General features: G+C 29.5%; 13 protein-coding genes and 1 pseudogene. 12 read left to right on the forward strand and 2 right to left on the reverse strand.

Annotation, left to right across the window (positions count from 1 at the left end; all coding sequences use genetic code 11):
* Positions 1-4: 4 nt before the first annotated feature.
* The gene (locus tag J4863_RS01135) at positions 5-1,273 is read right to left on the reverse strand and encodes an NRAMP family divalent metal transporter (RefSeq protein WP_211618642.1); all 1,269 of its coding nucleotides are present in this window, start codon (positions 1,271-1,273) and stop codon (positions 5-7) included.
* A 229-nt stretch (positions 1,274-1,502) separates the two neighbouring features.
* Here J4863_RS01135 and hemA point away from each other — a divergent pair, with 229 nt between their 5' ends.
* The 6 genes and pseudogenes from hemA (at position 1,503) to J4863_RS01165 (ending at position 7,592) form a co-directional block, all read left to right on the forward strand.
* A complete protein-coding gene (gene hemA, locus J4863_RS01140; protein WP_211618644.1) occupies positions 1,503-2,516 on the forward strand; it encodes a glutamyl-tRNA reductase in 1,014 nt (337 codons plus the stop codon).
* 12 nt (positions 2,517-2,528) lie between these two features.
* Positions 2,529-3,491, forward strand: a pseudogene (gene hemC, locus J4863_RS01145) (hydroxymethylbilane synthase); the annotation flags it as partial.
* Positions 3,480-4,988, forward strand: a complete 1,509-nt coding sequence (gene cobA / locus J4863_RS01150; RefSeq protein ID WP_211619270.1) for a uroporphyrinogen-III C-methyltransferase — start codon at positions 3,480-3,482, stop codon at positions 4,986-4,988. The pseudogene hemC and the gene cobA, both read left to right, overlap by 12 nt.
* 73 nt (positions 4,989-5,061) lie before the next feature.
* Positions 5,062-5,439 carry a holo-ACP synthase gene (gene acpS, locus J4863_RS01155; protein WP_211619271.1) on the forward strand — a complete coding sequence of 126 codons (378 nt, stop codon included), beginning with the start codon at positions 5,062-5,064 and terminating at the stop codon, positions 5,437-5,439.
* Between the two features lie 125 nt (positions 5,440-5,564).
* Positions 5,565-6,905: a TrkH family potassium uptake protein gene (locus tag J4863_RS01160; protein WP_211618646.1), complete on the forward strand. Its 1,341-nt coding sequence runs from the start codon at positions 5,565-5,567 to the stop codon at positions 6,903-6,905.
* A 15-nt stretch (positions 6,906-6,920) separates the two neighbouring features.
* Positions 6,921-7,592 (forward strand): TrkA family potassium uptake protein, encoded by a 672-nt coding sequence (locus J4863_RS01165; RefSeq protein WP_211618648.1) that lies wholly within the window; start codon positions 6,921-6,923, stop codon positions 7,590-7,592.
* 57 nt (positions 7,593-7,649) lie between these two features.
* Here J4863_RS01165 and argS read toward each other — a convergent pair whose 3' ends face one another.
* Complete coding sequence (gene argS, locus J4863_RS01170) at positions 7,650-9,374, reverse strand: arginine--tRNA ligase (RefSeq protein WP_211618650.1); 1,725 nt, start codon at positions 9,372-9,374, stop codon at positions 7,650-7,652.
* A 583-nt stretch (positions 9,375-9,957) separates the two neighbouring features.
* Here argS and J4863_RS01175 point away from each other — a divergent pair.
* The 6 genes from J4863_RS01175 (at position 9,958) to J4863_RS01200 (ending at position 13,685) form a co-directional block, all read left to right on the forward strand.
* The gene (locus J4863_RS01175) at positions 9,958-10,248 is read left to right on the forward strand and encodes a hypothetical protein (protein ID WP_211618652.1); all 291 of its coding nucleotides are present in this window, start codon (positions 9,958-9,960) and stop codon (positions 10,246-10,248) included.
* 11 nt (positions 10,249-10,259) lie between these two features.
* The gene (locus tag J4863_RS01180) at positions 10,260-11,111 is read left to right on the forward strand and encodes a polysaccharide deacetylase family protein (protein WP_211618654.1); all 852 of its coding nucleotides are present in this window, start codon (positions 10,260-10,262) and stop codon (positions 11,109-11,111) included.
* Positions 11,112-11,182: 71 nt separating this feature from the next.
* Entirely contained in the window at positions 11,183-11,668 is a 486-nt protein-coding gene (locus J4863_RS01185) for a septal ring lytic transglycosylase RlpA family protein (RefSeq protein ID WP_211618656.1), read from the forward strand.
* Between the two features lie 93 nt (positions 11,669-11,761).
* Positions 11,762-12,472 carry a 3-oxoacyl-ACP reductase FabG gene (fabG, locus tag J4863_RS01190; protein WP_211618658.1) on the forward strand — a complete coding sequence of 237 codons (711 nt, stop codon included), beginning with the start codon at positions 11,762-11,764 and terminating at the stop codon, positions 12,470-12,472.
* Between the two features lie 3 nt (positions 12,473-12,475).
* Positions 12,476-13,105 carry a ribonuclease H family protein gene (locus J4863_RS01195; RefSeq protein WP_211618660.1) on the forward strand — a complete coding sequence of 210 codons (630 nt, stop codon included), beginning with the start codon at positions 12,476-12,478 and terminating at the stop codon, positions 13,103-13,105.
* Between the two features lie 13 nt (positions 13,106-13,118).
* Entirely contained in the window at positions 13,119-13,685 is a 567-nt protein-coding gene (locus tag J4863_RS01200; RefSeq protein WP_211618662.1) for a hypothetical protein, read from the forward strand.
* Positions 13,686-14,082: the final 397 nt, after the last annotated feature.

Here is a 14,082-nt window from a genome sequence, read left to right on the forward strand (position 1 = left end):
ATTTTTATACAAGTTTTCCAAAATAAGCAATTAAGAAGAAAATTGCAAATCCTGAAAGGTAAATTAATCCTACAACAGAAAGCCAGTATAATGCTCCTGAAACTTTATGTTTTCCTGTTTTAACAAGTTGTAAGTTCAACCATGCGAAAACTGGTGTTGAGATAAATGAGGCAATCATTGCAAAACGCATCATTTTAGCAACGTTTCCTTCGAATAAAAGTACGATTAAAATACCTATTATTGAAGTTACTGTAAACCAGATATTAAGAGCTTTTTGCGAAGATTTTTCTTTTCTTAAAAGAATACGTAATGCTTCTTCATTTGCACGAGAATATCCGTCAATAACTGTAATTGTTGTTCCGAAAAGACACATAAACGCAATGAATGCGATAAGCAATCTTGACCATGAACCGATTTCAGACATATACATTTTTATAAGTTGTGCGATATAAGCGGCACTTGCTGGTTTTACTTTTTCCGGTGAACCGTATTGGATTAATGCTCCAAGTGCTAAAAAGATAACTGCAAGAATAGCTGTCCCAATATACCCAACATTAAAATCAAATAATCCATCTTCATATGAAACTTCTGATGTACGTTTCTTTTCTTCCAGCCACATTGAATTTATTGCTGAAATTTCTATTGGTGCAGGCATCCAACCCATTAATGATATAATAAATGGAAGTGCTGCAAGATTCCATGGTGAAGGTGCTACAAAATTTGCTGGAATATGACGACCACCTTTAATAGCAGCGATAATTACTGCAATTGTTGTTGCTAGTGTCAAAGTAATCATAACAAATTTTGAAATTCCATCAAGAACACTATATCCTCCAAGAATTATCATTGCCCAAATTAAAATTATTAATATTATTGTTATTTGTCCAACTGAAAGTCCCCAACTTTTTGGAATGATATTCATCATAATTGCTCCTGTAAGAATACCTACAGCTGCTGTATTTACCATTGCTGAAAATACATTTAGTATGAAAAATATCCAAAGATAAGCTTTTCCTCTGTTGCTATATCCTTCAACCAAGCTTTTTTCCGTATTCAGTGTATATTGAACACCAAATCTAAAGAATGGATACTTAAACAAGTTTACTAAAATAACGACAAGAAGTAGTTGCCATCCATAAATTGCTCCCGCTTGTGCCGATGATACAATGTGTGAACCTCCTACAGCTGCTGATGCCATAAGGATACCAGGCCCCATCGCTCTTAATTTTGTTTTCCAAGTTGAACGTGTTTCTTCTGTAATCAAATCTTCCATAAATTCATCTCCTAACTTAGCATTTAATTATAATTAAATACTATATACCAATTTTAATCAAATGTCAAATTTTTATTTTAATAAATTTTTTTCCCAGTTCATAAATAATGAAAAATGTAGTATAATTATATTATTAATTTTAAAAAAGTTTATTGTAAAATACTCTGAAATGAAAATAGTAAAATTTTGGTTAAGAGTATCAAAATTAATATAAGGAAATGGAGAAGAGATGACCAGTGATATTACAACAAATTTCTATATTTTGAGTTTTAGTTATAAAAGTATGCCTTTGGAAGAGAGAGAAAATTTTGTGAGAAGCAAGTATAAAGAAATATTGGAAGAATATTTGCAAAAGGGATTGATTAAGGGATATATTACGACTGAGACTTGTTTGAGAGTGGAAATGTATTTAGAGATAACGGAAAAATTAGATATTGAGGAATTGCGAAGTAGATTTAATGCGAAGAGTACGCTGGAATGTCGAGGGAAAGAGGCGATTAAATATTTATTTGAGGTGATATGTGGCTTGGATTCGGTGATAAAAGGTGAAGATCAAGTGTTGGCTCAGATTAAAAAATCGTATTTGGCGCATTTGGAAAATAAAAAGACTTCGAGTTTTTTAAATATTATTTTTAATAGTGCAATTGAAGTTGGGAAAAAATTTAGAGCGGAAAGTAAAATTACGGAAAAAAATCTTTCGTTAGATTCAATTTCAGTAAAATTTATAAAAAATAAATTTGGAGAATTAGATGGAAAAAGAATATTCGTTATTGGAGTTGGAGATTTAAGTCAGTCGATTTTGGCAATACTTCATAAATATGATAATTGTAACTTGATTATGACGAATAGAAGTAATAGGAAGTCTATAGAATTGAAAAAAGTTTTTAATAATGTGGAAACAGCTGAATTTAAGGAAAAATATGATGTTGTTGAAAAAAGTGATATTGTGATAAGTGCTACTTCGGCGCCACATTTGATTTTGGAAAAGGATAAGATGGGAAAAATTTTGAGTGATGGGAAGAAGAGATTTTTCTTGGATTTGGCGGTTCCAAGAGATATTGAGACAAGTATTGGTGAGGCTAGTAATACTATGTTGTATCATTTAGATGACATTTGGGAAGAGTATAATAAGAATGTCAAGAAGAGAGATGAGGTTGTGGATGAGTTTTATTACATTATTGACAAGCAATATAAGGAAACTATTGAAAAATTGTTGAAGAGAGAGAAGTATCTTAAAAAGTAAGCATTAGGAGGGATTATGAGTAATAAAATAGTAGTTGGGACTAGGGGAAGTATTTTAGCACTAGCTCAAGCGGAGAAAGTAAAGCAATTAATTGAAGATAAATATTTAGAATTGAAAAAAAGTGGAGATACGAGATTGTCGAAAATTTTTGGTGGAGCTGAAAATTTAGATGTGGAATTGAAGATTATTGTGACAAAGGGAGATAAAGATTTGCGTGATTTTCAGAAGATTCAAGGGACTTCACAAAAAGATTTATTTGTGAAAGAGATTGAAAGGGAAATGCTGGAGAACAAGATTGATTTGGCTGTACATTCGTTGAAGGATATGCCACAGGTTACGCCAAATGGACTTTTAAATGCTTCGTTTCCGCTAAGAGAAGATAATCGAGATGTATTGGTTTCTAGAAATGGGAAAAAATTAGAGGAGTTGCCTGAAAATGCGATTGTTGGGACAGGAAGTACAAGAAGAGAAAAGGAAATTTTGAATTTGAGAAGGGATGTTCAAATAAAGTCGATTAGAGGGAATATTCATACTCGATTGAAAAAATTGGATGATGGAGAATATGATGCGATTGTTTTGGCAGCGGCTGGATTGAAAAGAGTTGGCTTGGAAGATAGAATAACTCAATATTTTAGGGAAAATGAATTTATACCAGCACCAGGACAAGGGATTTTGTGTATTCAATGTCGTGAGAATGATGATAAAATTCGGACTTTGTTAGAGGAAATTAACGATGACGAGGTTAAATTAATGTGTCAAGCGGAAAGAGAATTTTCTAGAATTTTTGATGGAGGTTGCCATACGCCGATTGGGTGTTCTTCGAAGATAGATGGAGAAAATTTGACTTTGAAAGGAATGTTTTATGAGGAAGATACTCGGATTTTAGAGGAAATTACGGGTAAAAAATATGATGCTGAAAAATTGGCACAGGAATTGGCTGAAAAAATAAAGAGAGTGGTAAAAATGGAGAAAAATAAAGTTAAAGGAAAGGTGTATATTGCTGGTGCTGGTTGTGGAGATGAACAGTTGATTACCTTGAAATTGAAAAATATTTTAGAGAAGGCAGATTGTGTGATTTATGATAGACTTGTGAATCCAAATATTTTGCAGTATTCAAAACCTAGAGCGGAATTGATTTATATGGGGAAAGAAAATACCGAGGGTGGCGAGTTGCAATTGAAAATTAATCAGACAATTGTGGAAAAAGCGTTTGAAAATGCGATTGTACTACGTTTAAAGGGAGGAGATCCTTTTGTATTTGGTCGTGGTGGTGAGGAAATTGAGGCATTGTTGGCTGAAAATATTGAGTTTGAGGTAATTCCTGGGATTACTTCTTCGATAGCGGTTCCAGCTTATGCAGGAATACCAGTGACTCACCGAGGAATAAACACGTCGTTTCACGTATTTACAGGTCACACAAAAATTGACGGAAGTGAGCATGATTTTTCAACAATTGCGAAATTAGATGGAACGTTAATATTTTTAATGGGATTAGGAAATCTTGAAAAAATTGTGGAAAACCTTGTGGAAAACGGAAAAAAAGTGGATACGCCAGTTGCGATAATTAAAGATGGAACTACTTCAAAGCAAAAAACTTATACTGGAACTTTAGGAACAATTGTGGAAATTGTGAAGGAAAATAATGTAAAATCGCCAGTAATAATTATTATTGGGGAAGTTGTAAATTTACGGGAAAAAATGCAGTGGTTTGAGAAGAAAGTTCTGAGTGGAAAAAATATTTTGGTGACACGGAATAAAGAAAAACAGAAAAAGGTTGCGGATAAAATAAATGAGCTTGGTGGACAGGCTGTTTCGTTGCCGTTAATTAATATTGAATACAACGAGTTTGAGATGCCTGATTTGTCGCAGTATGGAGCGATTTTGTTTAATAGTGCAAATTCTGTAATTGGATTTATGAATAAAATCAAGGATATGCGTCAGTTGGCTAATGTAAAAATTGGAGTTGTCGGGACGAAAACTGCTGAAGAAATGGGAAATTACAAGATAATTCCTGATTTTTATCCGAAAGAATATACTGTGGAACGTCTGGCAGCAGAAAGTGTGAAATTTACAAATCCTAATGAGAGAGTGTTATTTGTAGTTTCAAATATTTCACCTGTGGATACTGAAAAATATGATAAATTATATGGTAGAAAATATGAGAAAGTTGTTGTTTATAGTACGGAGCAGGTTAAGATTGAAGAAGAAAAAGTTGAGAGAGAAGTTAGAAAAAGTGAAATTTTAATGTTTTTAAGTTCTTCAACTTTTGAGTCTTTTGTAAAAAATTTAGGAATTGATGATTTGAATAAAACTGAAAAATTGAAAAATATTTTAGATGGGAAAGTGATTGCGTCGATTGGGCCTGTTACTACAAAAACTATTGAAAAATATGGAATTAAAGTAAATATCGAAGCTGAGAAATATACAGAAGATGGATTGTTGGATGTGATTGAAAAATATTACAAAGATTAAAAATATTATGAATTAGGAAAAATGTAGGTTGGGGCATTTTAGTCAAATTTTTTTGAAATTTGGAGGTGAAATGATGGAAATTTATGGAATTGGGACAGATATTATAGAGATATCAAGAATAGAAACGTCGATTAATAGGACGAAAACTTTTAAAGAGAAAGTTTACACAAAAAATGAGATTGAGCATATTGAAAAAAAGAGGAATCCATATGCGAGTTATGCTGGACGTTTTGCGGCAAAAGAAGCCGTTTCTAAGGCTTTAGGGACAGGAGTGAGAAATTTTTCTTTGAGGGATATTGAGATTTTGAATGATGAATTGGGAAAACCAAATATTATTTTGTATAATAATTTGAAGGATTTTACAAAGAATTTTGTTTTTCAAGTAAGTATTTCTCACAGTAAGGAATATGCGGTTTCGACAGTGATTATTTCTAAAAAAGATACGAAATAATAAGAGTTGCGATGTGAAGTGGACAGGATAAATTTATTGTGAGTATGTGAATCTCAAAAATTTTAGTTATAGGAGCTTTCTTCTAAGAAAAAAGATATAAGAAAAAGTGAAAGAAGGAAAATAAAATGTTTTTAAAAAATAAATTTTTTTCACCATATATGATAATATTGTTATCATTCATGGGAGTTACAATTTTAGGTGGATTTTTATTGTCTTTTCCAATTTCAGTGAATTATGGAAAAAGTGTAAAACTGATTGATGGATTTTTTATAGCGACATCAGCTGTTTGTGTAACGGGACTCTCGAGCATAGATATAGCCAGTATTTATAATCCTTTTGGACAATTAATTATTTTAATTTTGATACAGCTTGGAGGACTTGGAGTGATAACATTTACTTCTGTTATCATTATTTTGATTTCTAAGAAAATCGGATATTACACAAAAAAAGTGGTTCAGGAAGATATAAATATTGATACAACTTTTAAAATTGAGGAATATGTCACGAAAGTTATCTTTGCAGTAATTCTAATTGAATTTATTGGAGCAATTATTTTATTTTTTGAATTTATAAAAAAGTTTAGTTTTTTGAAAGCAGTTTACTACTCGTTTTTTCATTCTATTTCGGCATTTTGTAATGCGGGATTTGCATTATTTTCCGATAATTTGTATGGATTCAAAAATAGTTTTATAATAAATATTACAATTCCAGTTTTGATATTTTTAGGAGGAATTGGATTTTCAACAATATTAAATTGTTATAATGTATTTAGAAAAAAAGAAAAAAGATTGACAACGACAACAAAATTAAGTATTAAAATATCGATATTCCTAGTTTTAATCGGAACGATAGCAATATTTATTTTAGAGTATTCTAATCCAAAAACAATAGGAAATTTGCCACTTTTTCAAAAATTAGGAGCAGCATTTTTTCAAAGTGTAACTACCAGAACAGCAGGATTTAATACGGTTTCAATTTCGGGATTAAAAATTTCTACATCATTTTTATTTATTATTTTTATGTTTATCGGAGCATCTCCTGGTTCAACTGGTGGAGGAATAAAAACAACAACGTTTGGACTGATTGTTTTAGGAACTTGGGCGACATTAAAAAATAGAAATATAATCGAATATAATAAAAGAAGTGTAAGTTGGAGAATTTACAACAAAGCTATTGCAATATTGTTCATATCGCTTATTTATACGTCAATTTGTGTATTTTTATTAACTTTGTTAGAAAGAAACAGAAATCTTTTAGATTTAGCATTTGAAGTATATTCAGCTTTTGGAACAGTTGGACTTTCGAGAGATTTGACGCCGAATTTAACAAGTATTTCTAAATTCGTACTTATTGTTACAATGTTTGTCGGAAGAATTGGACCACTTACAATTGCTTTAGCATTATCAAAATCGAAAATGAAGAAAGAAAATATTAGTCGTCCACAAGAAAATATTTTAATTGGATAAATTTTAGGAGGAAAAATGGCAGGATATTTAGTTATAGGAGCTGGAAAATTTGGAAGAACTATTGCAAAAACACTTTATAAATTTAATCAAACTGTACTTGTGATTGATAAAAATGAGGAACTTGTACAGCAGATAATAGATGATGAGATTGTTGGAGAGGCAGTTTCTTTTGATGTGACAGAAGAAAATGCATTAAAGAAAGTGGTTAATAGTGATGATTTTGAAGTGGCTTTCATTTGTATTGAAGGGAGTTTGCAAACGAGTGCATTAGTTACAGTTATGTTGAAGGAACTGGGAATAAAGAAGATTATTTGTAAGGCTATTACGAAAATTGAGGGAAAAGTTTTAAAAAAAATAGGAGCAATGCAAGTTGTATTTCCTGATGAAAGTGTAGGAAAGGAATTAGCTCTTAAAATTTTAAGACCAAATTTGACTGAACATTTAAAATTTTCTGAAAAATATAGAATTTTTGAGTTTAAGGCATCCAAAAAAATTATAGGAAAAAACCTTAAAGAGTTAGATTTGAGAAAAAAATATGAAATGAATGTTATTGGAATTCAAAGAGAGGGAGAAGAGCTAAGAATATCGCTTTCTCCAGATGAAAAAATTCTAAAAAATGATATGATACTAGCAATTGTGAATGTTGAAAAAATGGTAAAATTTGATAAGGAATATTTAGAAAAATAAATTTTGATAAGGATAAAAAATATGAGAGCTACAATTTAGCTCTCATAAAATCCTTTATTACATTCTATCAACAGTTTCAATTCCTAATAGATTCAATCCTTGTTTCAAGATAGATGCTGTTTTCTGAGCTAACAAAATACGAGCATCCATAACCTTTTTATCAGTTTCCTTCAAAATAGATTTAGAATTATAGAAATTGTTAAATAATTTTGCAGTATCGAATAAATAATCTGCAATAATATTTGGTCTGTAAGTTTCATAAGATTTTACAACAGTTTGTGGGAATCTTAATAAAGCTACTGCCAATTCTCTTTCAATATCAAACATATCATCTAAAATAATATCATTATTTTTAACAGAAATATTTTCTTCTTTCAATTTTCTCAAAATTGATTGGATTCTTGCGTAAGTATATTGTAAATAAGGCCCTGTATTTCCTTCAAAACTCAATACTTTATCCCAAGTAAACAAAATATCAGAAGTACGGTTTTGACTCAAGTCAAAATATTTGATAGCTCCAGTACCAACAATTTCAGCAATTTTTTCTTTTTCATCTTCAGGAATATTAGGATTTTTTTCATCAATAACAGATTTTACTTGTTTTTTAGCTTCATCTAGCAAATCTACAAGTCTAATGATATTTCCGCTACGAGAAGAGAAAATCATTCCATCTCCAAATCTCATAATTCCAAAATAAACATGTGATTTTTCATAATTGTAAGGTGCTCCAAGCATTTCACTAATTTCAAAAACTTGCTTAAAGTGATTTTGTTGACGCTCATCAGTTACGTACACAGCTTTATCCACATTTAATTCATTTTTTCTAAACTTAATTGTCGCTAAATCAGAAGTTGCATAAAGAAAACTTCCATCTTTCTTTTGTACAAGAGCAGGTGGCAATTTATCTTCTTCAAAGAAAACAACCAAAGCTCCTTGATCTTCCTTCGCAATATTTTTTTCCTTCAATTCTTCCAACACATCTGGCATCAGATCATTATAGAATGATTCTCCAAAATAGTGATCAAACTTAACACCTAATCTATCATAAACTTTATTATACTCTTTTAAAGAAATTTCGATAAATTCTTTCCAAAGTTTATTATTTTGCTCATCACCCATTTGTAATTTTCTCAATTCATTTCTTGCGACCTCTTCCAAAGTCGGATCTTTTTTTGCTTCATCAGAAAACAAAACATAAATTCTTTCTAATTCACCAATTGGATCAGCTTCATAAGCCTCTTTATCTAACCATTTATTATACGCCACAATTAATTTCCCAAATTGAGTTCCCCAATCTCCAATATGGTTATCAGAAATCGTCTTAAACCCAATAAAATCTAAAATTCTTTTAATTGCATCACCAATTATCGTACTTCTCAAATGTCCAATATGCATTCTTTTTGCAATATTTGGTGAAGAATAGTCGATAATAACTGTTTCATCAACATTCAAAAACGAAAAATCATATTTTTCATTATCAATCTTTTTCACTTCATTATTCAAAAAATTATTTTTCAAATGAATATTAATAAATCCAGGTCCCGCAATCTCTAATTTTTCAATTAAATCGTTTTCCTTAAAATTTTCAACTAAGGTAGTTGCAATTTCTCTAGGATTTTTACCGATTGCTTTTGAATTCATCATTGCAAAATTTGTTTGAAAGTCACCAAATTCCTTTTTTGTAGAATTTTCAATATTTATTTTTTCAGAAAAATCTTGTTTAAAAATATTATTTATATTTTCTGAAAATATTTTTTTTAATTGATTAGTTAATAATTCCATTTATTTATTATAAATTGTCTTCAAAAAATGTAAAATTTCTATTTTTCCAATTATTTTTTAAAAACAATTTTCTCCTTTCTAAAAAATTATATTTTAAATTTATTGCATGAATTTCAATATGTTGTGTATATTATAGTCTAAAAGTTATAATTTTACAAGCATTTGACGATGTAAAAAAATTTATTCTAAATTATTTGGTTAATATATTTAAACGAGAACCGATATTTAGTATAATTTTTATTGAAAAGATGGTAAAATTGAAAGAAATTTTTCAAAAAAATATAAAAATAGGTCTTTATTTTTTTCAAAATATATTATATACTAAATGAGTAATGGAACCGAAGAGGCTTATTTTAATTGAGAATTAATTTTTTGTTAATAATAAAATAATGAAAATGTAGTATAATACATTCAGATCAAAAAGATCTGAAACCTCAATTAACCCCCCCTTTTATAAAGACCTCTTCTTTAAGAGGTCTTTTTATTATTTAGTTTTTGAATAATAAAAAGTTAAGAAATAGACAAAGGAGCGGTTCATTAAAATTAGTATAAGTACAAAAATAAAAAGGAAAAGAGGAGAAAGATGGGAAAAAAAGACAATTACGGATATGTTTATACCCGTGAAAGAGAAAAAGAAAATGAAAGCAAAAATTTAAAGAAAGTAGGTATTTTACTTCTAATTTCAATAGTGTTGACAGCGTTTACACATTTTGTTTTAGTTAATAAAAAAGCAACTGTAGAATCTGAAATTCCTACATTGAAAGTAGAAAAAGAAAAAGTAGCAAAAGAAGTTAAAGAAATAGACGATAGAATTAAAATGACCGAAGAAGGAACAAAAAAAACTCAAGAAATCGTAGAAAAATATAGTAAATAAAGGAGAAAGTAATGAAAAAAGGATTATCAATTATTGGATTTTTAATAGCTTGTGCAGGATTTGTTTATTCAGGATTGAATATTTATGGATCTACATCGAAAATTGCACAAAGTAGTAGTTTAAAAGGTAATATCAAAAAATTAAATGAAGAAAAAGCAACTAAACAGAAACAACTTGCAGAAATATCTAAAAAAGAAGAAGTAGTGAAAGAAAAATATGAAAAAATGAAAAAAGAAGGGAAAATAAAAATAGTTCATTTAACATTTGACGATGGACCTTCTAACAATACTGACAAAATTTTAGCAATTTTGAAAAGAAACAATATAAAAGCAACATTCTTTGTAATAGGACGTGATCAAGATCAATATAAAAAAATCGTAGATGCAGGTCATGCAATAGGATTGCACAGTTATACACATGAATACAAATATATTTATGCAAATGAACATAATTTCTTTGAAGATTTGTATAGATTACGTGATGCTGTAAAAGCTAAAACTGGAAAAGATGTTAAAATTACAAGATTCCCTGGAGGTTCTAGTAATGCAATTGCATCAAAAGCCTTGAAACAACAAATTATTACTAGAATGGCAAGAGAAGGATATATTTATCACGATTGGAACTGTGATTCAACAGATGCTAGTGGAAATGGAGTACCTGTACAAAAATTAATTAAATATGGAATTTGTACTAATCACCCAGAAATTGACGTTTTAATGCACGATACAAATGTTAAAGGAACAACTGTTCAAGCATTACAAACTATTATTGATGGATATAAAAAGGCTGGATATAGCTTTGAAGTAATTACTACAAGTAGTGAAAAAATTCAACACGTAAAAGAACCAGAAATCAAGAACTAAGAATGTTCTAAGCGCTTGGGTTAGTAAAATATGCTATAATGTGTGGATAATAAAGATATGGAGGAGATTTTATGAAAAAAATAATAGCATTACTTTTGGGATTATCTCTATCAACTTCATTGATTACAACAGCAAAAGAAACAGGAACAATTTTTATAAAAGAAGAAATGATAAAGAACAACGTTGATAATGATTTAGATGTCAATGTTTCAGAACAAAGTAATAAAAAAATTACAATACCAGAAAAGGATCTTGATAAATTCACACATTATCAGTCAGGAATGGCTTCTTATTACAGCAGTAATTTACATGGTTCAGCAACGGCAAGTGGTGAAAGATTTAATAATAACGCTTTAACTGCGGCACATAGAAAATTGCCATTTGGAACAAAAATTAGAGTAACAAATGTAAATAATGGAAAATCAGTAATTGTAAGAGTAAATGATAGAGGACCTTATACCAAAGGAAGGGTAATAGATTTAAGTAAAGCAGCATTTTCAAAAATTGCTAGCATAAGTGCAGGAGTAACAAGAGTAAAATTAGAAGTGATGAAATAAAAAAATTTTTCAATAAACAATTTGAAATTTTAAAATTTTAAGTTATACAAATATTTAGAAAAAAAAATTAAAAAGTAGGAAGGTGGAAAAACAGTGTTAAATGGGAAAATAGCTTTAATAACAGGTGGAGCAAGGGGAATTGGAAAAGAAATAGCTTTAAAATTTGCAGAAAATGGAGCAACTGTAATTTCAGGAGATTTGATGGATGCTGATTATACACACGAAAATATAACTCACATTAAATTAAATGTAACCGATAGAGAAAATATTAAAGAAGTTGCAAAAGAATTAAAAGAAAAATATGGAAGATTAGATATTTTAGTAAATAACGCAGGAATTACAAGAGATTCTTTATTACAAAGAATGAAAGAAGCAGATTGGGATTTAGTTGTAGACATTAACTTAAAAGGTGTTTTCAATGTAATGCAAGGATTCGTTTCATTATTGTTAAAAAGTAAAGCATCAAGCGTAATTAACATGGCTTCAGTAGTTGGAGTTGACGGAAACTTAGGACAAACTAACTATGCAGCAACAAAAGGTGGAGTTATTGCAATGTCTAAAACTTGGGCTAAAGAATTTGGAAGAAAAAATTTAAGATCGAATGCGTTGGCACCAGGATTTATTAAAACAGATATGACACATGTGTTGCCAGAAAAAGTTGTAGAAAAAGTTCTAGATAACACACCTTTAAGAAAAATGGGAGATGCTGAAGATGTAGCAAATGCAGCATTATTCTTAGCAAGTGACAATTCTAAATTTATTACTGGACAAGTTTTAAGAATAGACGGTGGATTAAACTTATAATTTATGAAAAAAAATAAAAAAGTTTATGCATATTATCTTTTAGAAACTGGGAAAACTGATATTGTAGATACTTGGGAAGAGTGTCAAGCAGCAACAAAAGGTAAAAAAGCAAGATATAAATCTTTTAAAGACTTAGATGAGGCTACTCAATGGTTAATTAATGGTGCAGAATATGAGAAAAAGCAAGAAGTAAATGAAAAATTATTAGAAAAACTTGATAGGGATGCGATTTATTTTGATGCGGGAACTGGTAGAGGAGAAGGTGTTGAAGTTAGAGTGACTGATTTTGATGGAAATTCTTTACTCTATCAAATTATGTCTCCAAAAAAGATAAATGAACATGGAAATTATAATGTTGCACCAACAAGAACTAATAATTTTGGTGAACTTACTGGATTGTTTATCGCTTTGAAAATTGCTGCAAAATATGGGAAAAGTATTATTTGTGGTGATAGTATGCTTGTGATTGATTATTGGTCAAAAGGTAGATTTAATGCAAATAATTTAGAAATGGATACTATTGAGTTAATAAAAAAAGTCTCGAAGTTAAGAGAAGAATTTGAAAGAGAAAATGGTAAAATAAAAAAAATTTCAGGAGATGTAAATCCAGCAGATTTGGGATTTCATAGATAAGTTTGGAGGAATAATGAAGAAATTATTAGTATTGATGATGTTACTTGTATGTTCTGTATGTACATTTAGTTTAGAGTTAAAGACTAAAGAAACTAGAAGAGAAGACAGAGCAGCAAGAGCAAAAGCAAAAGCACAGGCGAAAGAAAAAGCTAAAGAAGAAAAACAAAAACAAAAAACATCAGCAAAAGAATTCGAAGGTCAATACTTAAAAGCAACTAATACATTTTATTATGTAAAAGATAAATTGGTATTACCTAACAAAAAAGTAACATATACATTAAATGATCAAACAGGATTAATTGATGGAATTTATCAATTTATGGCTGAAAAATATGGTGTTTCTGATATGGATTTAGTAACTTTTAAAGTTAGTGGAACAGTTTCAAAAGATGGAGTTTTGACAGTAAGTAAAATAAGAAATTACAGAATTCCTGAAGATAAATTGTATCAAAATGGTGGATATATCGATGGAGGATATGTTCCAACAACAACTGATACACCAGGAGTAACAGTACAACCACAAAGTTCACCAGAAGAAGTAAGAATATTGGATATACCTTCTATAGGACCAAATAAATAATTGTAAGAAAAAAAGAAGAGGCAAGGTTATTTTCGGATAGCCTCTGTTTCTCTTTTTTTACAAAAGATAGCAAAGTTCCTGCCTTTAAAAGTGGGAGTAGTTCACATAAAAGTCTATTCAAAAACAGATTTATGTAATCTTATCAAATTAAAAATCAAGAATTTATGTTTTAAAATATTAAAAAAATTGTTATGTATATTGGAAGAGTAAAAGTGTTAAAAAAATTTATCTCAAAAAAATTAAAAATTTGAAGAGGAAAAGAGGTTGAATCGAATGGCAGAAGAAAAAAAAGAGCCAGTAAAAAGAGGTAGGAGAAAAAAAGAAGAAGTAGAATTAGAAGAAAAGAAAGAACCTGCTAAGAGAGGTAGAAGGAAAAAAGTAGAAGTTGAGACTGAAG

It is taken from the genome of Leptotrichia sp. oral taxon 221 (assembly GCF_018128245.1).
Classification (GTDB): Bacteria; Fusobacteriota; Fusobacteriia; order Fusobacteriales; family Leptotrichiaceae; genus JABCPH02.

Excerpts from the sequence above, each read along its gene's own strand:
- J4863_RS01135 (WP_211618642.1), bottom strand. The coding sequence starts at position 1,273 with ATGGAAGATTTGATTACAGAAGAAACACGTTCAACTTGGAAAACAAAA.
- hemA (WP_211618644.1), top strand. The coding sequence starts at position 1,503 with ATGACCAGTGATATTACAACAAATTTCTATATTTTGAGTTTTAGTTAT.
- cobA (WP_211619270.1), top strand. The coding sequence starts at position 3,480 with ATGGAGAAAAATAAAGTTAAAGGAAAGGTGTATATTGCTGGTGCTGGT.
- acpS (WP_211619271.1), top strand. The coding sequence starts at position 5,062 with ATGGAAATTTATGGAATTGGGACAGATATTATAGAGATATCAAGAATA.
- J4863_RS01160 (WP_211618646.1), top strand. The coding sequence starts at position 5,565 with ATGTTTTTAAAAAATAAATTTTTTTCACCATATATGATAATATTGTTA.
- J4863_RS01165 (WP_211618648.1), top strand. The coding sequence starts at position 6,921 with ATGGCAGGATATTTAGTTATAGGAGCTGGAAAATTTGGAAGAACTATT.
- argS (WP_211618650.1), bottom strand. The coding sequence starts at position 9,374 with ATGGAATTATTAACTAATCAATTAAAAAAAATATTTTCAGAAAATATA.
- J4863_RS01175 (WP_211618652.1), top strand. The coding sequence starts at position 9,958 with ATGGGAAAAAAAGACAATTACGGATATGTTTATACCCGTGAAAGAGAA.
- J4863_RS01180 (WP_211618654.1), top strand. The coding sequence starts at position 10,260 with ATGAAAAAAGGATTATCAATTATTGGATTTTTAATAGCTTGTGCAGGA.
- J4863_RS01185 (WP_211618656.1), top strand. The coding sequence starts at position 11,183 with ATGAAAAAAATAATAGCATTACTTTTGGGATTATCTCTATCAACTTCA.
- J4863_RS01195 (WP_211618660.1), top strand. The coding sequence starts at position 12,476 with ATGAAAAAAAATAAAAAAGTTTATGCATATTATCTTTTAGAAACTGGG.
- J4863_RS01200 (WP_211618662.1), top strand. The coding sequence starts at position 13,119 with ATGAAGAAATTATTAGTATTGATGATGTTACTTGTATGTTCTGTATGT.